Source organism: Mycobacterium sp. RTGN5, from assembly GCF_033804465.1.
Classification (GTDB): Bacteria; Actinomycetota; Actinomycetes; order Mycobacteriales; family Mycobacteriaceae; genus Mycobacterium.
On sequence record NZ_JAPZLA010000003.1, the window covers coordinates 61,982 to 87,129 of the forward strand.

A 25,148-nucleotide genomic window follows, 5' to 3' on the forward strand; every position below is an offset into this window, starting at 1 on the left:
GCTGGGCTACTTAGCCCATCGGACCCGCGTCGTCGGGCGCCGGCGCATCGCAGCGCGCCCGGAAGTCAGCGGCCGGCTGCCGGACGGCCTTGATCTCGTCCCGAACCCCGGGATTGGCCTGCAGGTAGTCGGCCACTTCGGTGCGCATCTCGTCGCGGGTCTTGCCCTTGAGGCCGGTGAAGAAGGCGTTCACATCGGGATGGGTGAAGAGATACACCGACATCCCGGCGTTGACGCCGGACAGGACCTGGGTGAGATCGCCTGCCGTGCAACTCGGTTCATCGGCGACGGCAGTTGCCGCACTGCCGATTAGCGTTGCACCGGCGATGACGCCGGCGCCGATCAAGCGGCGAATCAACATGGGAGTGTCTCCTTCACGATGGGGATGGACAGGGCAAGCTAGCGGCGCGGGCCGATGCCGCCGGGTCGGCCGGGTCGGAGGGGAGGACGGACTGGTGGCCGGGGATTGACGTCGATGTCCACGCCCCAGGCGTCGTCGCAGTACCAGGGATCAGCGCAATAGCCCGGGTAGTACGGCCCGGCACTCGGTGGGGTGGGTCCGCCGCCGCGCACTTCACCCTGCGCACACACGGTTGCATAGCCGGCGCTGTCGCAGTCCGCCAAAGCAGGTGTCGCGGTGACGAGGCTGCCTGGCCCCATAACGAAGACCAGCCCCAAAATTAGGTAGCACGGTGTCTTTCGCATTGCCGTCGCCCCTGTTCCTCAAGGGGGAGGCCATCGCAGTCAAACTGACTGTGCAAGCCCCCCGACCTAACGTTTGTGCAGCGTACACCTTCTCGGGGGTTTCTGACTATTGGGAAGTCAGTCAGAACGTGCCGGGTTCACTCGGTTCGCTTTCCAAGACTTGGCGATTGAGGATCATCATCGTGACGAAGTAGATCCCACCGACGACGATCAGGCCGAGCACGATCAGGCCGGGAATCCGTGCGTCACTGGGTGATACCAGGACGAAGATTGAGAAGGCCACCCAGATGAGCGCGGCGTAGGCCACGGGCAGCTCGAAGCGGCCCAGGCTGAAGCCGCCCTCTTTGACTTCGAGACGTTTGCGCACGCAGAGGTAGAGCACGACGATCCCGCCGTAGATCAAGGCGGGCAGGATCGTCGACGCGATGATCAACTGCAGCAGTGCGGCACCGGGCAGCGCGACCATCAGCACGACCCCGATCACCAGGATCAGGATGGTGGCGGCCACGGGTGTCTGGGTGCGCGGGCTGACCCGCCGGAACAGGGTGTGGCCGGGGAAGCGTGAATCGCGGGCCATGGCGAACGCCTGCCGCGAGCACGCAGCGATCATCACCATCGCCGCACCGAACATCGCGAACACGATGCCCGTCAACAGAACTCGCTCCATCACCGGGCCGAGCTGATCGCGGATGATGGTGGCCACCGGTGATCCGCTGTTGGTCACCCGGGTGATGTCCTTGATCGCCAACGTGAGAATGATGACGAACAGCAGTCCCAGCACCGACGAGGCCACCACCGACGAGACGATGGCGCGGGGGACGGTCCGAAACGGATCCTTCGCCTCCTCAGCCAGATTCGCCGCGGAGTCAAAGCCGACCAGCGTCACCAGCCCCATGATCATCCCGCCCATTAGCGGGCCGCCGATCGCGAAGTAGTTCGGGGCATCGGTCGCAACCCCGCGCGAGATGAGGTTGTCGACGGTTCCGGTACCGGAGAACACCATAAAGACACCGAGACCGACCACCAACACCGCCAGGATCACCAGCTCCAGCCCGACCGCCCCGGAGGTGACCATGCCGAGCAGTCGGGTGGAAGCGATAACGAGGATCGCCTGAGCGAGCAACAGCGCCAACGTGATCCACCGGGCGACGTCCTCGTCGGGTGCCATCCCGAACAGGGGCATGAGGGCTTGGCTGGCTAGCCCGTTGTCCATCGCGGACACCGCGATGGCCAGGAACCAGAACGTCAGCCAGCCGAACAGCCAGCCGACTTTCGGGTTGGCCAGCCGCGACGCCCACTGATAGGACGAACCGCTGAGCGCGATCCGGGCGGCGAACTGCGCGACCACCAGCGCGACGAGTGTTTGGCCGACCGCGGCGAGGATCCACAACCAGATACCCACTGGCCCTGAGGTATTGAGCACCGCGCCGTAGGTCGCGAAAATGGCGACGAGGACCGAGATGAACGCGAACGAGATCGCGAATACCTGAAATCCGCCGAGGGTTCGTTTCAGCTCCGGTTCATATCCGGAATGCCGGAGTTCCTCGTCAGTGGATTCAACAGTCATCCCGGCACCGAGCCTTCCTCAGAGTTGGAGCAACCATAGGGCAGGAGATGCCGGTGCGGCTGCGGCTTGAGTAACACCCATACCGCCACGGCTGACGCTAGCAGCAGGACCGACCCGATGCCGGCTGCCGCGGCGAGCCCGTCGACGAAGGCACTCGGAGCCGCGGCGAACGATTGCTCGGCGTGCGCTGTCACGCCGTCGTGGACGCCGTGCCGGAACACGCCGACGATCACGCTGCCCAGCAGCGCGATCCCGAGTGCGGTGCCCAGCTCGTAGGCGGTCTCCGAGATCGCGGCCGCGGCACCGGCATTCCGCGCCGGAACGCTGGCGATCACGACGTCGTTGGCGATCGCGAACGCCACGCCCATCCCGGCGCCGATGACGAACAGCGCGATCCCGATCTGCGGATAGGTGGTGGACGGGCTCAGGGCCGTCAACGATCCCATCGCGGCGCCGATCGATACCAGCGCCGTGGCGAGGACCGCGCGGTGCGACCAGTACCGCACGGCAACGCCGGCCAGCACACCGAACGCCATCGCGGCGACCGCGGCGGGCAGTTCGGCCATCCCGGCCTGCAGTGGGCTGTACCCCCGCACCAGCTGTAGGTACTGGGACAGGAAATAGAGCACCGCAGAAGGACCCAGCACCGTAAGGGTATTGGTGACAACGACACCCGAGAAGCGGCGATTGGCGAACAATCGCACGTCGATCAGGGGGTGGGGTGTCCTCAACTGGCGTCGCACGAACAGAGTCAGCGCCGCGGCGCCGACCAGCCCGGCCACCACGCTATCGGCGTGCAGTCCATGAGCGGCGCCCTGCTTGACGGCGTAAACCAAACCAAGGAGGCCGACAAGGGACAGGCCGACGCCGATGAGATCCCACGGCCCGGGTATCGGGTTGCGTAATTCGGGAAGGAGGAGGCTGCCGCCCACGACGAGTACGACGATCACCGGGACGTTGATCAGGAAGACCGAGCCCCACCAGAAGTTCTCCAACAGTGCGCCGCCGACGACCGGGCCTAGTGCGGTTCCGGCGGCGAACACCGACGCCCAAATACCCACGGCCACAGAGCGTTCCCGCGAGCTGGCAAACAGGCCGCGGATCAACGCGAGGGTCGACGGGGCGAGGCTGGCGCCCGCGACGCCGAGAAGTGCCCGCGCGGCGATCAACGACTCCGCGGTCGGCGCGTAGGCCGTCAGCAGTGAGGCGAGCGCGAAAGCGATTGCGCTGCCGAGTAATAATTTCTTGTGCCCGATGCGGTCGCCGAGGCTGCCCATCGTGATCAGCAGACCGGCGAGCACGAACGAGTAGATGTCGCCGATCCAGAGGATCTGGGTGGCCGTCGCCCCGAGATCCTTGGCGATCATCGGCGTCGCCACCGCCAGGACGGTGCCGTCGACCCCGATGAGCAACACGCCCAGGCTGAGCACACCCAGCGCGAGCCAGCGGTGCCTCATGGCTTAGGCGTGGCAGAAGACGTGGACGTAGGCGGTTTCGAAGGCGTCGCGACTTTGGCCACCGTGATGCTCGTGGCGCTCCTGGTGCACCGAGATCACCGAGCACTTGTTCAGGTCAGTGCTGTCGTCCGTGTCGACGACCACATGCATGCCCTGCTCGCGCAGCGCGGTGATGGTGTCGGCGGCGGAGACAGTGCCGCCGTTGGCGTCGGGTGTCTCGGCGGCGGCGTGTCCGGCAAGCCCGACGGCCAGAGCGGCCAGAACCGGGGCGGCCAGGGTGACCAGTGCGAGCTTGGCGGTGTTGATCATGCTCATGAATTTATGGCGCGCGACTACCCCACGGCATCGGGTAAAAGGTGCGTTTATGCAGGCAGGCTATGGTGCAAATGATGTAGATGCGGTGGGTCGCACCTTGTTTTCGTGGGCCCAGGCCGCCGCCGCGGTGCGCGAGGAGACCCCGAGCTTGACGTAGATGTTGGCCAGGTGCCGGCCGACCGTCTTCTCGCTGATGAACAACTGCTTGCCGAGGTCGCGGTTGGAGGCGCCGGCGGCGATGCCGGCCAGCACCTCGAGTTCCCGTTTGGTCAGGCCGCCGGGCGCTACGGCGCTGGGCACGGTTTGGCTCGGCACGGCGCCGAGCTGGAGGTAGATCGCCTCGGCGTTGGCGGTGTCGGTGGCCGCGCCGGCGGTGTCGCCGGTGCCGAGGCGGGCCAGCGACGTCCACTCGTAGACCTGGGCCATCTCGTAGCGGCATTGGGTGCTGCGGTAGCGCCGTAACGCGTCCTGCAAGACGGGCAGCGCTTCGGCGTGTTTGCCTTGTTTGACCAGTACCGCGCCGCGGGCGTGGCGGGCCCAGGCGCGAAAGCCGGGGGAGTCGAATTTCTCGGCGCCCGCTTCTAATTCGGTGCAGTAGTGGTCGGCCTCGTCGACCTTGTCGCGGGCCAGGGCGATCTCGACGGCGGCGGGCAGCAGCCGGGTGCGGTTGATTTCGTCCTGCTCGGCGTCCATGCGCATCCGCAGGTCGGTCGCGGCGGCGGCGTCCTCGCCGAGGTGGCAGCGCAGCAGGGCCTCGCCGGGTTGGGGGTCTTTGTTGTGGTCGCGGGCGGCGGCGAAGGCGGCGCGGGCACCCTCGATGTCACCTTTGCGGCGACGGATCTCGCCGAGTTCGTAGTAGCCCTTGCCCGCGGTGCCGGGGAAGTCGCCCATCGCGGCGATGGCGTCGAGCAGCCGTCGCTCCACCGCGGCGTAGTCCTTGGTGGCGCTGTGCAGGTCCATCTTGTGGAACTCGCAGGTGGTGCCGTACCAAGAGGCCGAGACCTTCGGGCCTTTGCGCCAGACCTCCATGGCCTCGAACCAGGTCTTCATGCGGGTGAGGTCGGCGAGGCGATGGCATTCGTGGATGACGGCGCAGTAGATGTCGCCGGCCCAGTCGACGGGGACCTGGTCGGCCAGCACCGGCATCATCGCCTCGTCGAGTTGGGCGAAAGCCTCGCTGGTGCGGGCGAAGGGCAGCATGGTCACGCCGCTGGCGGTGAAGCAGAGGGCGGTGAAGCCGGGGTCGTTGAGGCGGTCGGTGACTTCCTGGAGCTCGCCCGCGAGCTGGGCGGCGACGTCGTTGCGGCCTTCGTCGATGGCGACGAGGGCGTCGACGTAGAGAAGGTAGGCCAGGACCTTGTCGTCGGGTTGCTTGTCGTGCAGGCGACGGGCGCGGTTGATCCAGACGCGGGTGATGGTGAAGTCGCCGCCGTTGAACCACTGCAGGGCGACCTCGACGGCTTTCATCGCGGCCTTTTGGGTGTCGTTGGCGGAGTTCAGGCGGTTAAAGGCCTGTTCAGAGAGCTGCATGGAGTGCCGGCCGTGGCCGAGGCGCCAGGCGGCCAGGCCGTAGGACGACAGGTCGTCGGTGGTGAGTTCGGCGGCGGTGTTGTGGACCAGGGTGAAGTGGTCGTAGGCGGTGCGCCAGTCCCCGCGCGAATATGCGTCGCGGGCGGTTTCGAGGTGGTCGTCGGCAGCCATAGTGATCGGGATAACGCTAGCCCAGGTAGCGGCGATAAACAGCCTGAACAGGTCGGGTCGCAGACGGTTTGCGTGGGTAGCTTGGAGGCTCAAGCTGCCGGCTCGTAAATTATCTGCATACTGTTGACAGCCGTCGACTGATTTGTAAGGGGTTGTTCATGCGCGCTGGCCGTATCGCTGCAGTGGGGGCGATGGTGTGCGGGGTTGTGCTGGCCGGCGCGCCAACGGCTTCAGCGTCTTCTGATCTGCTCAGCGGCACCTTCGAGGTGAAGGGCCCGAACACGCTGATCGACACGTGGACCATCTCGAACCTGTGCAACACGATCGAGACGGGCTGTTTGGCCAACGTGACCTCGCCGCTGATCGAGGGGAAGGCCGTCTACCAAGGCGGCCACAGCTGGATGATGAGGGTCATCGGTCAGGTGCCGGTGTGCCCGGACAGGTCCAAGACCAAGGGCGCGATGGTCTTCGTGTGGGACAGCCAGACCCTGCAGGGTCAGGTGACTGAGATTCAGCAGGGGATCTGCCAGATGACCCGGCCGGGGCAGTCGATGGTTCCGTTTACGTTGGTGCCTGCGTAGGGGGTTGGGCGTGCGGCGGCCGTTCGGGCTTTTGCCGGCGGTCAGCGTGACGTCGCATAATCGCGATCGGCAGCGACTAGGTCGCCTACGATCCTGCATGTGGTCGTGCCTGGCGAAGTGGTCTCCTATCGCGATATGTGCCAAGAAGAGGACGCCAGCCTGCAGCAGGGGATGAACTTTGGCTCTGCCGGTCGCCCCAGCATCATTTTGATGAGCCGCCGGCCTGGCGCGCCATATGACGATCGCATTGAAGAGGACGGCCGTGTCCTCATCTATGAGGGCCACAACCTGCCGAAGAAGCAAGATGGGCCCGACCCAAAGACGGTCGACCAGCCCGAAAGAACGCCGAGCGGCAAGCTGACTCAGAATGGCCAATTTGTACAGGCCGCAGCTCAACACCGCGATCTCGCTGCACCGCCTGAACGGGTGCGGGTGTACGAGAAAATGCGGACGGGTATTTGGACCTTCAACGGCACGTTCCGCCTAGTCGATGCCTGGCGCGAAGAGTCACAGGGCCGGCTGGTGTTCAAATTCCGGCTCGAGGTCGATGTGGATGCCACGCCGGTCGTCGACTCAAGGGAACCGCGGCTCGAGCAGAACCGGTTGATCCCGAGTGACGTGAAGCTCGCCGTGTGGAAGCGCGATGCGGGGAAGTGCGTTGAGTGTGGGAGCGCCGACAACCTGCACTTCGACCACATCATTCCGTATTCGCGCGGTGGGTCATCACTCGTCTCGGAGAACATTCAACTGATGTGCGCTCGCCATAATCTTGCTAAGCACGACAAAATCCAGTGATCTGACGGAATCGAGTCAGTTTGTGTGGCTTAGGGGTTTGTATGCCCCCGAGTTACCGCACGCTCCCAGTATCGCCGGGTCCCAGACGGACTAACGAGGCCAGTCGACTTCGTAGGTGCCGTCGTTACCCTTGAACGTCACGGTGACGTCGTACGCATCACCGTCGATCAAGGCCTGGCATAGAAATGTCCCACCATCGGCGATGGGGGGATTCGTTCCGCCGTTGCAGCTCACTTGTGACACGTGCTCGGCCCCGTAGCCATTGACTGGATCAGTGAGGATCTCAGCCACCCCTTTTTGCGCGTTGGCGGCGTCGAGCTGCCTGGCACTAGACGATTGGGAGGCGAAGACGGCGACGATGGTCACAGCGACCGCGATTACTGCGGCGGTCGATACGCCGATGAGCAGAGGCCGCAGCTTGTGCCGCGGCTGTGCGAAAGCTGGTTGGGGTGGCATTGAACGTGGAAGGGCATGCGGGGCAATGTGTGTGGGCCCCATCGGAAGAGGCTGGGGGTGCAGCGGGCGCTGGAGAAGCGGAGGTGAAGTCGGCCCTACTGATGGCTCTTGAGAGGGTGTCGGGCGTGTCGACGGTGGCGGTTCATGCCGATGGTCGATCGTGTCACCTGATTGCACGTGGACGCGATTTTGTTGCGGGTCCGCATCGGAGCGCCGATAGATCTGTTGCCACCATGGCTGTTCGTCCACGCGTGCTGGACCTGGATTGTGTTGAGGACTAGAGGGTTCAACTGTTTGGAATGGCGAGCGCGTGGTGAACTCGACCGTCTTCTCATTGGATGTCTCTGGTGGCTCACGGCGAGGATCGGTGTCATTGTCACGCGTCACGGCGGCGCCTCCGTGCACTTAAGAAACGACCGCGGTACCAAGGCGATGACGTCATGGGAACCGCCCATAGCAGGCATCGGCGCCATCGCCTAAGAGTCCAGAGCGGAAAGCGGAGATCCGAGTAAAGCCAGCCGGAACCGGTTCGCCCCGAACGTCGCTGGCAACTATCCCGTTGGTGAGCAGGCCGGCGACGGCCTCATCTATATCACCGGGACCGAGGATCAGCTCCTCGCCCGATGAGGTTGGCCGCGAGGTCGTCATCGCACGTTGTGCTGCTCCGGTCAAACACGCTGTACGCATCGCTGCCTCGGCGTTATCAAGCGGCATGTTGCGTTCATGTTGGAGCGCAAGGACATAGCGAGAAATGAACACGGAAAGCGCGGTGTTGTCGCCCTGGATCAGGAAGCCGTGGGCCTCGTCCGCAGGGATACCCATCTGTGTGAGCTTCGGCATATCGACGGCAATTGTGTTTGCATCTGGGCAGTAAGCGGCGGCCTGCGCCGCATCCAGGCACAGATGTGAATTGGTGGACAGCACTGGAGGGTGTGTCGGCAGGAAAACGTGGTTGAGGATGTCCAGCGTTGTTGTGAGGGTTTTGTTGTCGATGGGCGCGTCGCTGTCGTTGCCGCTTGGATCGAACAGTGAGGCGGGCAATCCTCCCCGCCGGCGGAGGATCTCGGCACGGTCGATCCTGGCGCACTGCTTTGGTCCCTGGTCGAAGCCCATCTGGACCGCGCTGACGCGGTCCAGTGCGGTGCCGTGGGCGTCGCCTAGTCGTGCGAACGGGTCGCCTACGAGTGGGTCGCGAATGGCAATGGCCCCGGCCAACACATGGCTGAGTCCATCGCCGGTGCTCATAGCAAATCTCGGAGAGTGGCCCTCCGCAGCCCACCGGAGGTAAGCGCCGGCGAAGCAGTCAGCCTGCTGTTCCTTCATGAGGGTGTCAGTACTGCGCTTCACGAGCTTGGCTTCGTACTGGATGGCATGGCCGTACTCGTGCGCAGTGATGCCCACTACGGCCATGTCTCCAAAGTACTTGCGGGCGATGGGGACCATGCTGGAGTCTTCAGAGCGATCCCAGTTGATGGAGTTGTCCAGCGGGCAGTATGCAGCGTTGCGGGCGATCGATCCGGCACCGTCGCCACATATGTCTGGACTCCTGGGATCGGAGGTATCTACAGACCGCAGAAACGACACCGGGTGGAAATCGGTGCCGAAGGTTCGGTGGTAGGCAATATTCCAGTACGCCTCAACATCGTTGACTGCCAACAGCATCAGTTGATCGGTTGGACCATGATCAGTGTTCCGCACGGCCCCGCTGGGTGTTGGTGTCGATTGCCGCATACCGCTGGGGCCGTCGGTCACTGGGAGCCCACTAGCCTTCGTGGGGTCATAGCGCATCGAGACGGCGCGTCCCGGCAGGACGATAGGCCGCTCCGCGGCGCAGCTGGAGAATGTGGCGGCAACGGCGCTCAACGCGACGGCCTTCGTCAGCAAGATGGTCACCTTGCGCGGGCGCATCGACGTCTTGGTGCGCGATCGGCGTCGAGCGCGGCGAGAGGTCAGCTCGTGCCGCAGTGACCAGGCCGAGTTGCTGTGCAGCCACTTTTTTGACATCCCCGAATCGCGTACCTTCCCGATGCGCGGCGCTTCCCACGACGCAACGTATCGCGGATTGCCCGTTAACGTATCCGGGTTTGACGGCGAAGCCGCTCCATTCACTGCCGGATGTGCTCTCATTCTTCTAGCAGGTCAGGACCGCATTAATAGATCCCTGGGCTGACCGGCCGGAACGGGCGGCAACTGTGGGTGTTTCAGGGGGATGGGTTGGCAGTACGGGCGGGGGACACGTTCGGTAAGTACAGGATCAACCGTGTACTGGGTAAAGGCGGCATGGGTGAGGTCTTCGAGGCTTACGACGTCACCAAGAACCGCACAGTCGCTCTGAAAATACTCTCGGATCAGTTTGCGGTAGATGAGCGATTTCGCGAGCGGTTCCAACGAGAGTCCAGGGCTGCCGCCGTCTTGCAGGAGCCGCACGTTATCCCAATCCACGACTGGGGTGAAATCGACGGCCATCTCTACATCGACATGCGCCTCGTCGCTGGCGAGAGTCTGCATGAAGTACTGCTTAGAGGCCCACTGGCACCACACCGAGCGATTGCCGTGACAGGGCATGTTGCTGCGGCGCTCGATGCGGCCCACGCTGTGGGGCTGATCCATCGCGACGTGAAGCCGCAAAACATCATGCTGACCGGGGACGATTTCGCCTATCTGGTGGATTTCGGTATCGCCGAGGCGCGCGGTGACAGCCATTTGACTATGGCCGGAACCCAGGTGGGGTCGATGGCTTACATGGCTCCGGAGCGCTTTGGCGATGACGAAGCCACCCCCGCGGTAGACATCTACGCCCTGGCGTGTGTGTTGTGCGAGATGCTGACTGGCGCCAGCCCGTTCCGGTCAAACAGTCTTGAGCAGATCATCGCCGCTCATTTGTCGGCGCCGCCTCCGCGTCCCGCTTCGATCAACGCGAAGGTGCCGGCAGCGCTTGATGATGTCGTGGCGCGGGGGATGGCCAAGGATCCCGATGATCGCTATGGCTCGGCCGGCGCTTTGGCTCGAGCTGGTGCTCGGGCACTCGCGCCGGCGAGCCCGAACGCGATCCCGCCGCCGCCGATCCCGTCGGCCTACGCCTTCAACAGTGCACCCACGTACTACCCGGGTGCGGCCAGTGGACCGTATCCAGGCGCGGCGGCGGGGTACGCGGCACCGTTCACCGGACCCACGCCGGCCGTCGACATGGGTCGCGGCACCGTTCGCAACAAGTGGCTGGTCCCCGGCGTGCTTGCTGCTGTCGGGGTGCTGCTGCTCGCGGCACTCGGGCTGACGGTGGGACTTCTTCTGGGCAGACATGACGAAACTGATAACACCAGATCCGCCCCGTACACACCACCGCAGGGCGCGCCGCCGACTCAGGTTCCCGGGCCAACCTCGCAGGCTCCCTCTCAGGTGCCTTCCGGGCTGCCACCACTAGTGCGAGGGCCAGACAACAGTGCGCGGCACGAGCAGTGCGATGACGGTTGGTCACTGTCGGATGCTGACGGATGGGGAACCCATTCGGGACGTGGGTCGCCCCAGACATCGTGCTTCTTCACACGTAGCGTGCTGCTTTCTTACTGGAATCGATACGGTAACGCCAGTCGGGACGCACGCAACGTATCGGCTCCGGGAGCCGTTGATTGCCGCAGCGTGGGTGCGGCGGCCTGCGATGGTGCGAACTTCGTGATGCGTTGCGCGGCAGTCGGAAACGACAACTGGATTACTTGCACTGGCGGTAACAACGCGCGGGTATACCTGTTCTAGTTGTGCGCTTCCGGGTCAGATGCGGGACACGTGCCAGCCGGCAGGGCGTCGGTGTGGGACTGCAGCCAGACCGCGATCCGATCGAGATCCGATGTTCCGTCCGCGAACGATCCCGACGTGGGTTCGACGGCGGCCGCAATGACAACGAGGCCCTTGCCAGTGGGTATCACGCCAATTTGTCGAACCAAGTATGCGCCGTTGGGCGAAGGGCCCCAACCGCCCTTGTAACGGGCACTGGATATCTGGCCGAGCCCCCAAGATTGGCCCGGGCTAATCTCACCCATCAGATCGAAGATGGCGTTGTTGCGGCTATCGCATACAGCAGCGCTTAGGAACCGGAGTTGATTTGTAAGCGACCACTCCGTTTGGCCAAAGGCGCTGTATTCCGGTCGCACTCTTCGAGATTCCACTAAGGTCGGATCGCCGGCCTCTCCGAGGACCTTCTCCACTATGGCGGCCGCCGTCGCAGGCGGTCCGAGCGATTCCCAAACTAACTCCGCAGCGTCGTTGTCGGACTGCCGTATGGCAGCGGACATAGCCTCCGTGATAGTGGGCGGATCGCTTGCGCGATACCCCGCAATTGTCAAGGGCACCTTAATAGTTGACCAAGCAGGCCCGCTACGCCAGGAACCCAGGAGAATGGGCTCGGCATCTGGGCGACCTGCCGGCGCAATGGCAATGCCCGTCGGCGCGTGCAGCGATTCTTCAAGTTGTGCGAAATCGGCAACTAATAGCTCTGAATCGCGCCCCGCGCTGAGTGGGGGCGACAGTGCGGGCGTTGTCGACGGGGTCGCAGGAACAGCTGAGTGTGAGGGTTCGTGCGGAGCCCTGGCCTGAGTTGTCGTCGACAGATGCCGACCGACCAGGACTGCACCTAGAACGAGTCCGACGACCAGCAAGAGTCCGATGCCGCATAATATGAAGCGGCGCAGAGCATTTCGGTGCTTCAAGCGGTGCGTTCGGGTGTTTCGGTCGGCATGCCGCGACCGGTACGCACTCATCACTGCACCCCCTGTGGTCGAATATGGCTGGCCGTGCCTGCTGGATCATGGTGCCGACATACCGGTTTGCGCGGCGCGGATACGCTCAGCCTGGGGGTGCATTCTGGCTCAGATAATTAGCGATGCCCAACGCGACGGCATCGGCGTAATGCTGACGCCCCTCCGTGGATTGCATTTCCGCCGCTTCGTCGCTATTGCGCATATTTCCCAACTCGACGAGGACAGCTGGGTACGCCGCGAGGTTCAATCCGGCGAGATCCGACCGGCCGTAGAGGCCGGCAGCCCCGATGTAGGTTGCCGGGTGCAGGCCATGTGCGTTCAAAGTGTCGCGCATTGCGGTAGCCAATTGCATTGCGAGCCCTGATTGTGCGTCGTTCAACGGCGGCGCCGAATAGTTCACATGGAAACCGGACCCCGAGGGTGGGCCGCCGTCGGCGTGGATGCTGACGACGGCATCGGGTCGCATTGCATTCGCCTCCGCGGCGCGCTGGTCAACGCATGGCCCCACCGAGTTATCGTCGGGACGCGACAGCTGAACTTTCACGCCACGCTGCTCGAGTTCGTCGCGCACACGGAGCGTGACGTCCCAGTTGAAGGCATGCTCCGGGTAACCGTCGTTGGTAGAGGTGCCGGTGGTCTGGCAATCTTTGGTCCCCCCGCGGCCATTTGGGACTTGCCGAGTCAGGGAACCGTCGTTGACTGCATTGTGGCCCGGATCGAGGAATACGGACATCCCAGTCACGTCGCCTGCGGCAGCGGCTAGCGGAATCCCCGGCCTAGGTAACAACGCCACACTGACGACCAACGCCAAGAGTGTCGCGATGTGGCCCGATGACAGCGACTTGATTGGAGGCACCGAGTCACGCTAACCGCTCGCCGTGTCGAGCAATAGTCACGCCGGCCGCGTCGGCAGTTTGTCTTGTCTGTCCGACTGTATGCCTGGGCGCCGGTACGATCCGCCCATGCCGTTGACCAGCGGTGCGACCTTCGCAGACTTTACAGTGCTGCTCCAGTTGGGGTCCGGAGGCATGGGCGAGGTCTACCTCGTCCGTCATCCGAGGCTGAACCGACGCGACGCATTGAAGATCTTGCCGCGAGAGTTGGCGGACGATCCCGGCTACCGCGCTCGTTTTCGGCGAGAAGCCGACGCGGCAGCAGCCCTGTGGCATCCGCACATCGTCGGTGTCCACGACTGTGGCGAATTCGACGGTCAGCTCTGGCTATCCATGGATTACGTCGAGGGGACAGACGCTAGAGCCCTGCTGAGATCCCGCTACCCCGCCGGAATGTCACGAGACCAGGTCGTGGATGTGGTTGCTGCCGTGGCCGAAGCACTCGACTACGCACACGAACGTGGCCTACTCCACCGCGACGTAAAGCCCGCCAATATCCTGCTGACAAACCCGACCTCCAGCAGCGGACGCGTGTTGTTGGCCGATTTCGGCATTGCGCGACGTATTGGAGAAGCGGCCGGCCTGACGGCGACCAATATGACGGTCGGTACCGCCGATTACGCAGCTCCGGAACAACTAACCGGCGCTGAACTGGACGGGCGTGCCGATCAGTACGCGCTGGCGGCGACCGCCTTCCATCTCCTGGCGGGGGTCGCTCCGTTCGCCCATACCAACCCCGCGGTGGTGATCAGTAGACACCTGAGCGCTCCACCACCGCGGCTGGCTGAGTTTCGACCGGACCTCGACGCGATGGACCCAGTGCTGGCCAGGGCATTGGCGAAGGAGCCGGCCTCGAGATTCGCCAGCTGCCGCGACTTCGCATCAGCCCTCCGTGCAACTGGCCCACAAGTGGGATCCGTGCCCACTCGTGCCGCCGCGCCGACCGCGGCCGCCGCTCCTCCGGTCGCAACTCAATCAGCGTTTGCAGCGACAACGCGCACTGGGATACCTTCGGCTGCCATCGCCGCGGGTGCAGGGCTTGCTGCGGCCTTGCTGGTCGCATTGATCTTTGTAGGGATGGCCATCGGCCGCAATGACACCAGCACCACACCATTGACTGCGAGCCCGCTCACGCCGACGTCGAACCAGTCTGCACCGATGACTGTCACCGTGCCGTCGACAGTCACTGCGTCCCAGACCACTCCATCGTCGATGGTGTTACCGGATGGCGACAGACTGGGCTTCACCGTGTACGGAGGTGCAGCCCGCTGCGCCCCCGACGACCAGGCCGTGCTCATGATCCGTACTCCGCAGTCAGCGCTGGTGTTTTGCCGTGGAACAGGCGGGACGGCCTACTACCGCGGCCTTCGACTGTCTGACAATGCCACCCTGCAGCTCGACACCGTGACCAGTGACGGCGACGCGATGATAGCGATCAATCCGACTGACGGAACTCGTTACGTCGTTACCCGCGATAGGCTCTCGATCGTTCAGGACGGCGAGGTCGTTGCGAGGGAACCAGCCTTGGAAGCGTGGCCGTGACAGCGTCGGCATCCGTTGAGCTCTGCAGAATCTGCGGTCTAACCAGATAGCTCGAGTACTTTGGGTACGATCCGGAAATGCCGTTGGGGGCGGGTGAGGTTTTTGCCGGATATACCGTCGTGCGACGACTTGGGGCCGGCGCTATGGGTGAGGTCTATCTGGTACAGCACCCTCGACTTCCCCGGCGCGATGCACTGAAACTGCTCACCGCCAGCACCGAGACGGACCCCACCTTCCGGGACCGCTTCATGCGCGAAGCCGATCTTGTCTGTACTTTGCGGCATCCCCATATCGTCGGTGTACTCGACCGAGGGGAATTTCAGGGCCGCCTGTGGATTGCGATGGAATATATCGATGGCGAGGACGTTGCAGCGGCTTTGGCGCACCGATATCCGGACGGAATGCCCGCAGAGCTGGTCAGCGAGATCGTCGCGGCGGTGGCATCCGCATTGGACTACGCACATCGGCAGCGACTCTTGCACCGTGACGTCAAGCCCGCCAACATTCTGATAGCCCACCCTGATGATGCCGACGAGCGTCGAATTCTTCTCAGCGACTTTGGGATTGCTCGTACTATGGATGAGCATAATGCCTTGACGGCAACCAACATGACCGTGGGAACTGTCAATTATGCATCGCCCGAACAATTGATGGGCGAAGCCTTGGACGGGCGCGCAGATCAGTATTCACTCGCCGCGACTGCCTACCAACTCCTAACGGGCAGACCTATGTTCGCTGATTCTAACGCTGCTGTGGTGATCAGTCGGCACCTCAGCGCCGCCGTGCCGCGGCTGGCCGATATCAGGCCCGAGTTGGCTGAATTGGACCCCGCTTTCGGGATTGCCCTCGCAAAAAGTCCCGGCAATAGGTTCCCTACATGCGGTGTTTTCGCGCAGGCTCTGGCAGAACAGCTCTCAGTTTCTCCCGATCGAGGCTCATCACTGGCGGCGACCCTACTCGCACCGGTCTCCCGTGGTGAGTCCGCTCCGGACATCGCTGGTGCCCAGGTGCGCACCCAGCCTCCCGCGCCGCTGACACCCGGATGGTATCCGAACCCGACCGGCGCACCTGGGGCTCTGTATTGGGATGGCCGTGACTGGCGAACAGCGTTGCCCCCCAACACCTCCCCATCCACACCGAGTTCGAACTCGACAGGCCGTTCCCGTAACGCCGTCGTGCTGACGCTTGCTATCGCCGTCCCGCTGATCCTTGCTGGAGCCGGGTTCCTGGTGTGGAACCAGCGGGCAACAAACCCCGGGCCGGATTCTAGCGCTGCGATCGCTACTCGCGACACGCAGGCAAGCTCACCTACGCTTCCAAACTCGATACCCGCCCGGACGGTCACCGTTCCTGCAAAGCCGTCAACCACAACGGTTCTCATGCCACCACCTTTGACAACAGTGGAGTCGCCGGCCGCAACATCCGCTGCGTTCGGCATGATCCAGGGCACCTGCGACGAGGGTGACTCGTGCGGCCTCAAACAACGCACCGCGCCATACACCGATGCCCCACGGCTTTATCCCGACGACCTGCACGACGGCGCCGTGGTGACAATGGTTTGCCAAACCACGGGTGACTTGCGCTCGAATGCCGGCGTAGGATCAAGCCGAACGTGGTTCAGGCTAGCCAACGGCGCGTACGTCAACGCCGTTTACGTCACCACTGGCGCGACACAACTCGCAGTGTGCTGACTGTGATAAGCAGGTTTCTGTTCACAGGGTCGCTGATTCTGGCGGTGGGGGCCGTGATCAGTTGCAGCGCTTCCCAGTACGATCATCCGCAAGCGTCGGCCGCTCCTCCAGCGCAGCCGACGAGCGCAGTACCAACAGCCTCGTCGGAAATTCCGCAACCTGCCGCGAGGGACTGGCAGAGTATCGGTTCCTCGGTGCTTGGCCGACCAATCCGGGCACTGACCATAGGGCACGGCCCTCGTCGGGTTGTCTTCATCGGTGGTATCCATGGCGACGAAGCAGAAGGCGCTTACACAACTGCGGAACTCCCAGGAGCATTTAACAACGCCGGGCTCGCTGACGCGGTGACACTTACGATCATCGAGGATGCGAACCCTGATGGCCGTGCGACGGGAACCAGAGCTAATGCGAACGGAGTCGACGTGAACCGGAACTTTCCCGCGTCGAACTTCGATGCCAACAATCCGATCAACGGAGGTTCGCCGTTAAGTCAGCCTGAGTCTCGCGCCGTTTACGACACCATCGAACACGCTTCGCCTGACCTCGTGATTGCCTCCCATGCCTGGGTCAATCGCGAGTTCATCAACTTCGACGGTCCCGCTCGCGCAACCGCTGAGCGGTTCTCAGCTGACAGCGGCCTACCCATCGAGGAATCGAGTGAATTCGCCTCCACACCAGGGTCTCTCGGATCGTATCTTGGTCGGGACCGCGGTAAGGAGCTGCTGACCATCGAGGTGCGCAAAGGTACTACTCCTACCGCTGCGTGGGATCGGCTGAACTTGGCACTCATCGACGCCATCCGCGGCTCGTAGCCATTAACGCGCTGCAAATCGGATCTGGCGTTACTTTCAGCAAGGGATGACGTATGCGGGATCTGTCGTGTAGTCCAGCCATTTCCCGTAGGCATTGGCACCAGCGCGCTGAACTGCGGCGCAGACATCGGCTTGGGTACGTCCGCCTGGGGTGAAGACCGCGTAGATCGGGTTGCCGTCGTCCGTTGCAGTGCGCAGCGAAGGACAGGTCTGGTCGGTGCGGAGGTAGAACGCACCGGGATGGGCATTCAAGAGCCGTTGTACGCCGGCGGAATACAAACCAGGAGTCGTTACGGAACCGAGAACGACGATTCCCTGACCGTTGCATTGCGGAGCACTCATTGGTTGCGCGAGGCCTAGATCGCCCGTCGTAGTTCTCTGCGTACTAGGAGGAGGAGCCGCCGTACGAGTCGTCGGAGAACGTCCTGGCTGAGTGACTGTCACCGGAGGCGCCGTTTGGGTGACAGTCTTCGGTGGGTCGACAGACTCTGACCACGGTGTGATTGTTGGAGAGAACGGGGGCGCCGCCGATGGAGGCGTCGGAGCTTGGGCCAGACGCGCACCGAAGAAGGCGACCAAACCGACGGCCAGGAGCCCTGCGGCGATCGCGCCGCCGATTAGAGCGGCCCGTGGCTTACCCCGGGTTATCACGGTTGGCGCTAGTGCAATCTGTTCAATGACGGGCGCAGCGGTGGAAGCTGGCCCGCTCGGGGCTAGTTGGGTGACATCCGTGGGACCTGGCCGGTGCGCTGCGCCCTTGGCCAAGGCGTTGGCGAAGTCGCGACAGGTGTCGAACCGCTGATAGGGCGCTTTCGCCATCGCGCGGGCCAGCGTTTCGTCCATCCAACTGAGGTCGGGTCGCAAGGTTGTCAACTGCGGCGGTGGGGAGGACAGATGGTTACCGATCACCACTGCGGGGTTGGAATCGTCGTAGGGAAGCCGGCCCGTGAGGAGGTGGAATGCGGTACATGCCAGGGCGTACTGGTCGGCGCGGCCGTCGAGGGATTTTCCGGTCAGTTGTTCCGGCGCAGCATACGCGACAGACCCAACGGTGACATTGGTGGAAGTCAAGCCATTGGTGTCATTGATGTCCCGCGCTATTCCAAAGTCTGCCAGCATGATTCGCTGATTCTTGCCATGGGGGTCGGTGATTAGGATGTTGGCAGGCTTGACATCTCGGTGCAAGAGATAGCGCCCATGTGCGTAGTCGAGTGCATCTGCTATAGCAGCAATGATCTCGATTACATCGGTGTGCGGCATTCCGTACGGGTAACGGCCTCTGATGATTTGCGCGGCGTCGGTACCATCGACGTAATCCATGGCGATCCAGAGCTGCCCGTTGGCTTCACCACGGTCGTGGACTGCGACGATATGTTGGTGCCACAGAGATGCAGCGATGTCTGCTTCTCGGGCGAAGCGTTGACGATATTCAGCATTGGCGCTAACGCTGGCCGGCAAGATCTTGAGCGCTTCCCGGCGCGGCAGCCGAGGGTGCTGAACAAGGTAGACCTCGCCCATCCCCCCAGTGCCGAGCAGTTGCACGATTGTGTAACCGGCGAAGACCGCACCGTCGGCAATGGCCATTTGCGGATCTTACCGATCGATTTCAACCTGATAGCAGAAACGAGTGCCGCACGCCAGTGTGAGCGCGTGCTCCTAAGCAGCACTTACATCGCCAGGGCTCGCGAAATGAATCGCCATCCCGCAAACAAGCTCGGTGCGAATCCGTAGGCTGACGGCCATGTCCGCGGATCCGTTGGAGCGATCGTCGGGATACACCTCGACACTTGGCCGACGCCAATTGCTTCTGTCAGGTCTTGTGGGTCTTGCTGCCACTGCCGCCTGCGCTTCGCGACCGGCTCCGGACGCCGTCACGCAGACTGGGCCACCAGCGACGGCGAGCACGCCGGGTTCGGTGGCTACACCGTCAGAAGTACCTGTGGTGTCGACTTCGCCAGCACGAGATGCGGGGTCCGCCGCCGCGGCGACACTCCTATGTCGCGCGGCCTGGGGCGCGAGACCTGCGCGACCGGGCGGCCGGCCTCACACGATCACTCGCATGACCCTCCATCACACCGGCGTGGTTCTCGGCGAAAACCGCTACGCTCCGTCGCGTCTGCGGCAGCACCAGCAGTTTCACCAGGATGAGCAGGGTTGGATCGACATCGCGTACCACATCGGAGTTGACCGCAACGGAAACATCTACGAACTTCGGACACCCGACGTGGCGGGCGACACCGCCACAAATTACGACCCAGTTGGCCACTTCCTTGTCCTGTGTGAGGGAGATTTCGATCAGGAATCGGTCTCCGAAGATCAACTTGACGGTGCGGCAATGGCATTCGCGTGGGCCGTCCAGAACTTTCACATTGCGTCGGATACGTTGGCGGGTCATCGTGACGTCGCATCTACCGCCTGTCCAGGCGCAAACCTCTACGAGCACATTGCATCCGGCGATTTAAGGCGGCGCGTGGAAGCCCTTCTTGCGGGCGGCCCTGTGAATTTGCAGTCGTTGTGCGGGTCCGACGGGTCCATCAGAGTCGACGAGATCGAAGCAGGCGGCTAATCGCTCGCCAGCTTGCGTACCCCGCCCGGGAAGGTGGGGTGGGAGCTGAAAAACGCTACAAATTATCTGCGTACCCGTTAACATCTGCGACGGGTTTGCGGGGGTCGCGAACATTGATACATGCCCGGGATGGTGGCTGTGCGCGTTAAGCACTTTCTGTACTCGCTCGCGATTGGTTGTGCGGGGATCGTTGGCCCGACGGTGCTTGCGACGGGGGCCCAGGAGTCGTTACTGGCCTGTACTAGCGGCTACTACGAGAACTCAGACGGACAGTGCATCCTCGATCCTGAGCAGGTGCCGCCAGGCTCCGGTGCACCGCCGGGAGCTACTGCAGTCTGCAAGGATGGAAGTTACTCGTTTAGCACCCACCGATCTGGCACGTGTTCAGGCCATCACGGCGTAGGGCAATGGTTGTAACCCATTCGGTTGGACACGTCCGATTGGCTGGACGTCCGTCCACCGACGCGAGGGATTACCACTAACCTCGACCAATGATGATCGGCATTGCGGCGGCACTCCTGGCATGCCTCGGTTACGGGGTCTCCTCAGTGCTGCAGGCATACGGCGCACGGCGCTCGGCAGCGGCAGCTCGCGACCGCGGCGCCACCGGACACGTCACCGCGACCGGCGGACCGACCCTCCTCTCGACCATCCACGCCGCGCTCACCGCGGCGTTCATCGTCGGCATCGTCCTGGACGTCGTCGGCTTCGTCGGCAGTGCGGTCTCCGCCCGGCTCATTCCGCTGTTCTTGTCCCAGACCATCATCAGCGCCAACCTGATCGTCACCGCTGTGCTCGGTATCGCCGTCCTCGGCATCGGCCTACACACCCGCGACTGGATCGCCATCGTCGCAGTCATCGCCTCGCTCTTCATCCTCGGCCTCGGCGCGGGTGAGCGTGGCCACCACGACAATCCGGACCGCACTATCCACTGGATCGTGCTCGCGGTCTCGGTGCTCATCCTGCTCGGCGGCATTGCCCTCACCCGCATCCTCGGGGCACGCAGCGCAATCATGGCCGGACTGATCGCCGGCGTGCTCTTCGGCATGCTCGCGATCGGCGTCCGAATTCTCCACGGCGTCGACCACTTCCAGCCCTGGGTCATCCTCGGCGACCCGGCCGCATACGTCGTCGTCATCGCCGGAGTCGGCGGCTTCTATCTCCACACCGTGGCCCTGCAACTCGGCTCCGTGAATGGCGCCACCGCCGCCCTCGTCGTCGGCGAGACCGTGGTCCCCGGCATTGTCGGCGTCGTGTTCCTCGGCGACACCGCCCGCCCCGGCATGGGCTGGGTGGTAGCCCTCGGGTTCATCGGCGCCGTCGCCGGTGCCGTGGCCGTTGCCGTCTTCGGTGCGGCCGGCCACGCGACGACACCAGAGCCAGAACCCGAGCCCATGAGCGAAGTCCCCGACCCACTACCCTGACTTCGCCACCACGACCGAAAGGCCAAACCCCATGCGACTGTTCATCACCGGAGTCGATGCCGATGGCAATTCCTGCGTCGTCAGCAACGACGAGGTCGAAATCAACTCAGTCGCACCCGGTTTCGCCATCGCCCTGCCCTACGCCACCACGCAGAGCCCGCCACCGGCACGCCCGCAGGGCAACGCCGACCTCATCGACCAATTCCTCGAGCCCGGCCACGTCCGCTGGATGGTCGTCGAGCAAGGACCGAACACCGAAACCCCGATGCACCACACCGACACCATTGACTTCGAGACCGTGCTCAGCGGCAGCGTCGACCTGATCCTCGGTGATGGCGTCCATCGAGTCGAAGCCGGCGACATGGTCGTCATGAATGGCGTCGACCACGCGTGGAAGGCCGGTCCGGACGGCTACCGCATGTCCGCCGTCCTGATCGGCACACCACCGCCCGCATAACGCAGGTTAGGTCGGGCGGAACCCTAGACAACGCCGGTTGTCACACGAGAAAATTGCCCATGCGCCTAGGAGTAAGACACCTCGCAGCACTCCTACTGGCAGCCGCGGCCACCGCGACACCGCTCGCCCATGCCGACAACGCACCCTCACTGCCCGCGTTCATCCCACACGACTCGGACTGGCAGCCCAACACCGTCGTCTATCCGTACAACCTGTGGCAGAACCGGGTCACCCCCGAGCAGGTCACCGCGATGCGCGAATCCTGCCAATGGTTCAACGCCCAATACGACACCCTCATCAGCCAGGCCTTCGGCTTCCAGCACTTCCTCGACGGCCGCCACGACGTCTGGACCGCACCCGGCGTGCAGCCAGCCGCCGACGCCATCATCGCCAACCTGGACCAGTCCGCGGCATTCCTCGACCCCCGCGCGCACACCCTGTTCATCGTGAATTACCCCGACCAGAGCGAGTATTCGCCTGTCTACAACGGGGATTCGGTCTTCCACCTCTGGTATCAGCTCACCCAGATCAGCGACAACATGAAGCACCAAATACCGTCGGGACAGCTCAACGCGCATATCGCCACCGCCAACGTCTACGGCACCACGATCCGCGACTCCCAGGTGTGCGCCGGAGCCTAAGCCGGCGTAAACCGAATAGCCGCGAGCTTATTCACCTCGATCGCCTCGGTGAACTCCGCCAGCGTCGGGACCCGGGCATCGCGAAACCTCAAGCCCATCATCCGCTGCCCACGCTTCACCCCGTACCCGACCGCGCACCGATGGAACAGATCCGCCGTCAGCGCCCGATCCTCGATCAGCTCGCCGCGCATCGCCCGCTCGCGACCCTCGTACAACACCGAAGCCGTCGCACCACCTCGGAAGTTCACCTTCCACACACTCCCGATCAACGCATACAAGTCGCCGTCGATGTGATGCGCGCTCACCGGCACGACGAACTCGCGCCCCGTCTTGCGTCCCTTGAAGCTCAGCACCATGAATTGCTTACGCAGCCCGCCCGCGAACGGGGTGCGCAACAGATACCGCATGAGCGGGTTGACGGCCCGCATGATCGCATCCGGCGGAGGCGCCGGCTCGATCGCCGCTGTCTGTTCTGCCACCGCCCAACCGTACGACCGCGATCTGCATAACGCGAGGTCATTGCCCATACAGCTGACCCCAAGGTTGCGGCCCGCCGCACGATCCGGCTTTCATGGGGTCATGGACCGACGCCACATGCTCATGACAGCGGGCCTCGGCCTCCTGGCAGCAGCCACCAAACTCCCCGGCGCCAACGCCACACCGACCACACCAGCCCCGGCCGCCCCGGCCCCGCAGAACTATATTTTTCACGACGAGTTCGACGGCCCCGCCGGCTCGGCGCCGGACCCCACCAAGTGGACCACCGCGCTGGCCCGCGAAACCATGGAAGACCCGACGTTCTGGGAGCTGCCCGAAAACGTCGGGCAATACCGCGACGACCGCCGCAACGTCTACCTCGACGGCAACTCCAACCTGGTGTTCCATGCGGCCAAGGACGGCCCCACCTACTACAGCGGCAAGATCTTCGGGAAGTGGCAAGGCGGCATCGGCCACACCTGGGAAGCCCGGATGAAGCTGGACTGCCTCACCGCCGGCTGCTGGCCCGCCTGGTACCTGTCCAACGAGAGCCCCGTCAACGGCGGTGAGGTCGACGTCTTGGAGTGGTACGGCAACGGCAGCTGGGGTCCGGCGACCGCCATCCACGCCAAGCTCAACGGCGGCGAGCACGTCAGCGCGCGCATCGCCGTCGACCCCGCCTGGCACACTTGGCGCCTGGTATGGGACGACGCCGGCATGCGGTTCTACAAGGACTACGTCGACGGCACCGCGCCCTACTACAACGTCCCGGCGCACACCCTTCCCGACTGGCAGTTCAATGACGCTGGCTACCAGATGTTTCCGGTGTTCGACCTCGCAGTCGCAGGCTCCGGTGGCGGCGATCCGCGGGGCGGCACCTACCCGGCGAACATGCTGATCGACTACATCCGCGTCTGGTAGCCCGAACCCGCCCGCCGAGTGTGGGCGTCATGTACCGATGTTGGCGATTTTCGGTGCGTAGGGCCCACAGTCGGCGAAGCAGCTACCTACGCCGCCGCACCGGCCGGCCCAACAGCGTGACCTCCATCAGCCGGCGAACCGTCGCAACCGAGCCGGGGTCCGAATCGCGGCTGAAGAGCCGGCCGAAGTCCACCGTCAGAGAGAACGCTGCCGCCACCGCATACCGGGCGGCACCGATCTTCATCTCGGGCCGCGCCGCGGTCACCAGGCGTGCCCACGCATCCATCGTCGAATGCTCGATGGTCTCCAACACTCCTAGGTCTGCCTCCGGAACGTTTTGCCGCTCTGTGTAATACACGTAGGGCAGATCGGGCGATTCCATCACCCGGCCGAGGTACTCATCGATCAACTCATCCAGTGCCGCTTCAGGATCGGCGGTGCGGGACAGCGCATCGGCGGTATCACTGGAATGCTGATCAGCCGCCCGCCGATACGCCAGCGCGAGGATGTCGGCCTTGCCCGGGAACGATCGGTACAGCCCGGACGCCTGGATGCCGACCGCAGACGCGATGTCCTCCATGCTCGTGTTGCGGTACCCGTGCTCGTAGAACAACCGCACCGCCTCGTGGAGCACATGCTCGTACATCCCCGCCTCGGCCCCGACGCTGACGGCTTTCCGCGGCACGACGGTGCGGCGCCGAGTCGTGGGCAGATCGGCCGCCAGCAGATCAGTCGACATCGTGATCAGGCACGCGCGGATCTCGCCTGCCGCAAGCGGATTGGAGTGGTCGGTGATGCTGCCGATCACGCTGAGGGTGGCCGTCAACAGCGTCCGCAACTGAGTCGATGTCAGCTTGGGCCGCAGCTGCGCCAGCGGAACCTGCAGCCGGCGGTTCACCACCTTGAGCTGATCGACCAGAACGGCGCGATCGGGATCACGCAGATACCGCGCTTCCCACCGGTACAGTCCCCCCGCCGTGCGGCAGGCAATCGTGGTGTCGACCAATGCGGACGTCAACGCCCGCAACGTCACTGCCGGGTCATCGTCGGAGCTGTCGTCGGCGAACTCGGTGGCGTCGACCAGCAATTGACCCAGGCCAAGGACGGCGTCGCGGAACAAGTCGTACTTGCTGGGGGAGTGCCGATACAGCGCCGCGGGCGTGATGCCGACCCGCGCGGCGATGTCCTCCATGCTGACCGCGTGGTAGCCCTGCGACCCGAACGCATCGGCCGATGCGCGCGCGATCTGCGCCTTGCGGTCTTTGGGCCGCCGCCGAACGGCGGGTTCGCCATCTGACACGGACTCCACGCTAGTCGCTCCTTGGCATGGTCGCCGGGCGGCCACGTTCAGATATGGAGAATGGCCAATCACTTCTCTGCGTCTCAGCTGCGTAAA

At 63.8% G+C, this 25,148-nt stretch carries 23 protein-coding genes; 12 read left to right on the forward strand and 11 right to left on the reverse strand.

Translation table 11 applies throughout. The annotated features are described in order from the left end of the window. Positions 1-10: 10 nt before the first annotated feature. From SLQ31_RS17170 to SLQ31_RS17190, 5 genes are all read right to left on the reverse strand, one after another. Entirely contained in the window at positions 11-361 is a 351-nt protein-coding gene (locus SLQ31_RS17170) for a heme-binding protein (RefSeq protein ID WP_319434820.1), read from the reverse strand. Between the two features lie 465 nt (positions 362-826). Then, positions 827-2,272: an APC family permease gene (locus SLQ31_RS17175; RefSeq protein ID WP_319434822.1), complete on the reverse strand. Its 1,446-nt coding sequence runs from the start codon at positions 2,270-2,272 to the stop codon at positions 827-829. After that, entirely contained in the window at positions 2,269-3,729 is a 1,461-nt protein-coding gene (locus tag SLQ31_RS17180; RefSeq protein ID WP_319434824.1) for an MFS transporter, read from the reverse strand. Before SLQ31_RS17180 ends, SLQ31_RS17175 begins: the two co-directional genes overlap by 4 nt. A gap of 3 nt (positions 3,730-3,732) precedes the next feature. Next, the gene (locus tag SLQ31_RS17185) at positions 3,733-4,038 is read right to left on the reverse strand and encodes a hypothetical protein (protein WP_319434826.1); all 306 of its coding nucleotides are present in this window, start codon (positions 4,036-4,038) and stop codon (positions 3,733-3,735) included. Between the two features lie 66 nt (positions 4,039-4,104). Next, a complete protein-coding gene (locus SLQ31_RS17190; RefSeq protein WP_319434828.1) occupies positions 4,105-5,745 on the reverse strand; it encodes a helix-turn-helix transcriptional regulator in 1,641 nt (546 codons plus the stop codon). A 158-nt stretch (positions 5,746-5,903) separates the two neighbouring features. Between SLQ31_RS17190 and SLQ31_RS17195 the strand changes: the two genes are divergently transcribed. Together SLQ31_RS17195 and SLQ31_RS17200 are read left to right on the forward strand one after the other, a co-directional pair. Further along, the gene (locus tag SLQ31_RS17195) at positions 5,904-6,326 is read left to right on the forward strand and encodes a hypothetical protein (protein ID WP_319434830.1); all 423 of its coding nucleotides are present in this window, start codon (positions 5,904-5,906) and stop codon (positions 6,324-6,326) included. 99 nt (positions 6,327-6,425) lie between these two features. Next, positions 6,426-7,121: an HNH endonuclease gene (locus tag SLQ31_RS17200; protein ID WP_319434832.1), complete on the forward strand. Its 696-nt coding sequence runs from the start codon at positions 6,426-6,428 to the stop codon at positions 7,119-7,121. Positions 7,122-7,211: 90 nt separating this feature from the next. On the opposite strand, the gene SLQ31_RS17205 is transcribed toward SLQ31_RS17200, so the two are convergent. Together SLQ31_RS17205 and SLQ31_RS17210 are read right to left on the reverse strand one after the other, a co-directional pair. Continuing rightward, positions 7,212-7,487 carry a DUF4333 domain-containing protein gene (locus SLQ31_RS17205; protein WP_319434834.1) on the reverse strand — a complete coding sequence of 92 codons (276 nt, stop codon included), beginning with the start codon at positions 7,485-7,487 and terminating at the stop codon, positions 7,212-7,214. A 528-nt stretch (positions 7,488-8,015) separates the two neighbouring features. Then, complete coding sequence (locus SLQ31_RS17210) at positions 8,016-9,485, reverse strand: neutral zinc metallopeptidase (RefSeq protein ID WP_413642344.1); 1,470 nt, start codon at positions 9,483-9,485, stop codon at positions 8,016-8,018. Between the two features lie 306 nt (positions 9,486-9,791). Here SLQ31_RS17210 and SLQ31_RS17215 point away from each other — a divergent pair, with 306 nt between their 5' ends. After that, positions 9,792-11,327: a serine/threonine-protein kinase gene (locus SLQ31_RS17215; RefSeq protein ID WP_319434837.1), complete on the forward strand. Its 1,536-nt coding sequence runs from the start codon at positions 9,792-9,794 to the stop codon at positions 11,325-11,327. Between the two features lie 1,086 nt (positions 11,328-12,413). Here the strand turns inward: SLQ31_RS17215 and SLQ31_RS17220 are convergent. Further along, positions 12,414-13,175, reverse strand: a complete 762-nt coding sequence (locus tag SLQ31_RS17220) for an Rv3717 family N-acetylmuramoyl-L-alanine amidase (protein WP_413642565.1) — start codon at positions 13,173-13,175, stop codon at positions 12,414-12,416. A gap of 115 nt (positions 13,176-13,290) precedes the next feature. Here SLQ31_RS17220 and SLQ31_RS17225 point away from each other — a divergent pair, with 115 nt between their 5' ends. The 3 genes from SLQ31_RS17225 (at position 13,291) to SLQ31_RS17235 (ending at position 17,266) form a co-directional block, all read left to right on the forward strand. Further along, positions 13,291-14,763, forward strand: a complete 1,473-nt coding sequence (locus SLQ31_RS17225; RefSeq protein ID WP_319434839.1) for a serine/threonine-protein kinase — start codon at positions 13,291-13,293, stop codon at positions 14,761-14,763. A 77-nt stretch (positions 14,764-14,840) separates the two neighbouring features. Then, positions 14,841-16,454: a serine/threonine-protein kinase gene (locus tag SLQ31_RS17230; protein WP_319434841.1), complete on the forward strand. Its 1,614-nt coding sequence runs from the start codon at positions 14,841-14,843 to the stop codon at positions 16,452-16,454. Further along, positions 16,448-17,266 (forward strand): M14 family zinc carboxypeptidase, encoded by an 819-nt coding sequence (locus SLQ31_RS17235; RefSeq protein ID WP_319434843.1) that lies wholly within the window; start codon positions 16,448-16,450, stop codon positions 17,264-17,266. Before SLQ31_RS17230 ends, SLQ31_RS17235 begins: the two co-directional genes overlap by 7 nt. 36 nt (positions 17,267-17,302) lie before the next feature. Here the strand turns inward: SLQ31_RS17235 and SLQ31_RS17240 are convergent, their stop codons facing one another. Next, positions 17,303-18,850, reverse strand: coding sequence for a serine/threonine-protein kinase (locus SLQ31_RS17240; protein ID WP_319434845.1), 1,548 nt, complete (start codon positions 18,848-18,850; stop codon positions 17,303-17,305). Between the two features lie 358 nt (positions 18,851-19,208). On the opposite strand from SLQ31_RS17240, the gene SLQ31_RS17245 reads away from it, so the two are divergent. The 5 genes from SLQ31_RS17245 (at position 19,209) to SLQ31_RS17265 (ending at position 22,354) form a co-directional block, all read left to right on the forward strand. Further along, a complete protein-coding gene (locus SLQ31_RS17245) occupies positions 19,209-19,832 on the forward strand; it encodes an N-acetylmuramoyl-L-alanine amidase (RefSeq protein WP_413642567.1) in 624 nt (207 codons plus the stop codon). A 129-nt stretch (positions 19,833-19,961) separates the two neighbouring features. Next, entirely contained in the window at positions 19,962-20,249 is a 288-nt protein-coding gene (locus tag SLQ31_RS17250; protein ID WP_319435806.1) for a DUF3761 domain-containing protein, read from the forward strand. Positions 20,250-20,323: 74 nt separating this feature from the next. Further along, positions 20,324-21,256: a hypothetical protein gene (locus tag SLQ31_RS17255; RefSeq protein WP_319434849.1), complete on the forward strand. Its 933-nt coding sequence runs from the start codon at positions 20,324-20,326 to the stop codon at positions 21,254-21,256. A gap of 31 nt (positions 21,257-21,287) precedes the next feature. Continuing rightward, positions 21,288-21,713 (forward strand): cupin domain-containing protein, encoded by a 426-nt coding sequence (locus tag SLQ31_RS17260; protein WP_319434851.1) that lies wholly within the window; start codon positions 21,288-21,290, stop codon positions 21,711-21,713. Between the two features lie 59 nt (positions 21,714-21,772). After that, complete coding sequence (locus tag SLQ31_RS17265) at positions 21,773-22,354, forward strand: hypothetical protein (RefSeq protein WP_319434853.1); 582 nt, start codon at positions 21,773-21,775, stop codon at positions 22,352-22,354. Here the strand turns inward: SLQ31_RS17265 and SLQ31_RS17270 are convergent. Beyond that, positions 22,351-22,833, reverse strand: coding sequence for a hypothetical protein (locus SLQ31_RS17270; protein ID WP_319434855.1), 483 nt, complete (start codon positions 22,831-22,833; stop codon positions 22,351-22,353). The genes SLQ31_RS17265 and SLQ31_RS17270 overlap by 4 nt on opposite strands. Positions 22,834-22,933: 100 nt before the next feature. Between SLQ31_RS17270 and SLQ31_RS17275 the strand changes: the two genes are divergently transcribed. Continuing rightward, on the forward strand, positions 22,934-23,752 hold the full coding sequence (locus SLQ31_RS17275) for a family 16 glycosylhydrolase (protein WP_319434857.1): 819 nt from the start codon (positions 22,934-22,936) through the stop codon (positions 23,750-23,752). Between the two features lie 82 nt (positions 23,753-23,834). On the opposite strand, the gene SLQ31_RS17280 is transcribed toward SLQ31_RS17275, so the two are convergent. After that, positions 23,835-25,052, reverse strand: coding sequence for a TetR/AcrR family transcriptional regulator (locus SLQ31_RS17280; protein ID WP_319434859.1), 1,218 nt, complete (start codon positions 25,050-25,052; stop codon positions 23,835-23,837). Positions 25,053-25,148: the final 96 nt, after the last annotated feature.

Excerpts from the sequence above, each read along its gene's own strand:
- SLQ31_RS17170 (WP_319434820.1), bottom strand. The coding sequence starts at position 361 with ATGTTGATTCGCCGCTTGATCGGCGCCGGCGTCATCGCCGGTGCAACG.
- SLQ31_RS17175 (WP_319434822.1), bottom strand. The coding sequence starts at position 2,272 with ATGACTGTTGAATCCACTGACGAGGAACTCCGGCATTCCGGATATGAA.
- SLQ31_RS17180 (WP_319434824.1), bottom strand. The coding sequence starts at position 3,729 with ATGAGGCACCGCTGGCTCGCGCTGGGTGTGCTCAGCCTGGGCGTGTTG.
- SLQ31_RS17185 (WP_319434826.1), bottom strand. The coding sequence starts at position 4,038 with ATGATCAACACCGCCAAGCTCGCACTGGTCACCCTGGCCGCCCCGGTT.
- SLQ31_RS17190 (WP_319434828.1), bottom strand. The coding sequence starts at position 5,745 with ATGGCTGCCGACGACCACCTCGAAACCGCCCGCGACGCATATTCGCGC.
- SLQ31_RS17195 (WP_319434830.1), top strand. The coding sequence starts at position 5,904 with ATGCGCGCTGGCCGTATCGCTGCAGTGGGGGCGATGGTGTGCGGGGTT.
- SLQ31_RS17210 (WP_413642344.1), bottom strand. The coding sequence starts at position 9,485 with ATGCGCCCGCGCAAGGTGACCATCTTGCTGACGAAGGCCGTCGCGTTG.
- SLQ31_RS17225 (WP_319434839.1), top strand. The coding sequence starts at position 13,291 with ATGCCGTTGACCAGCGGTGCGACCTTCGCAGACTTTACAGTGCTGCTC.
- SLQ31_RS17230 (WP_319434841.1), top strand. The coding sequence starts at position 14,841 with ATGCCGTTGGGGGCGGGTGAGGTTTTTGCCGGATATACCGTCGTGCGA.
- SLQ31_RS17240 (WP_319434845.1), bottom strand. The coding sequence starts at position 18,850 with ATGGCCATTGCCGACGGTGCGGTCTTCGCCGGTTACACAATCGTGCAA.
- SLQ31_RS17250 (WP_319435806.1), top strand. The coding sequence starts at position 19,962 with ATGGTGGCTGTGCGCGTTAAGCACTTTCTGTACTCGCTCGCGATTGGT.
- SLQ31_RS17255 (WP_319434849.1), top strand. The coding sequence starts at position 20,324 with ATGATGATCGGCATTGCGGCGGCACTCCTGGCATGCCTCGGTTACGGG.
- SLQ31_RS17260 (WP_319434851.1), top strand. The coding sequence starts at position 21,288 with ATGCGACTGTTCATCACCGGAGTCGATGCCGATGGCAATTCCTGCGTC.
- SLQ31_RS17265 (WP_319434853.1), top strand. The coding sequence starts at position 21,773 with ATGCGCCTAGGAGTAAGACACCTCGCAGCACTCCTACTGGCAGCCGCG.
- SLQ31_RS17275 (WP_319434857.1), top strand. The coding sequence starts at position 22,934 with ATGGACCGACGCCACATGCTCATGACAGCGGGCCTCGGCCTCCTGGCA.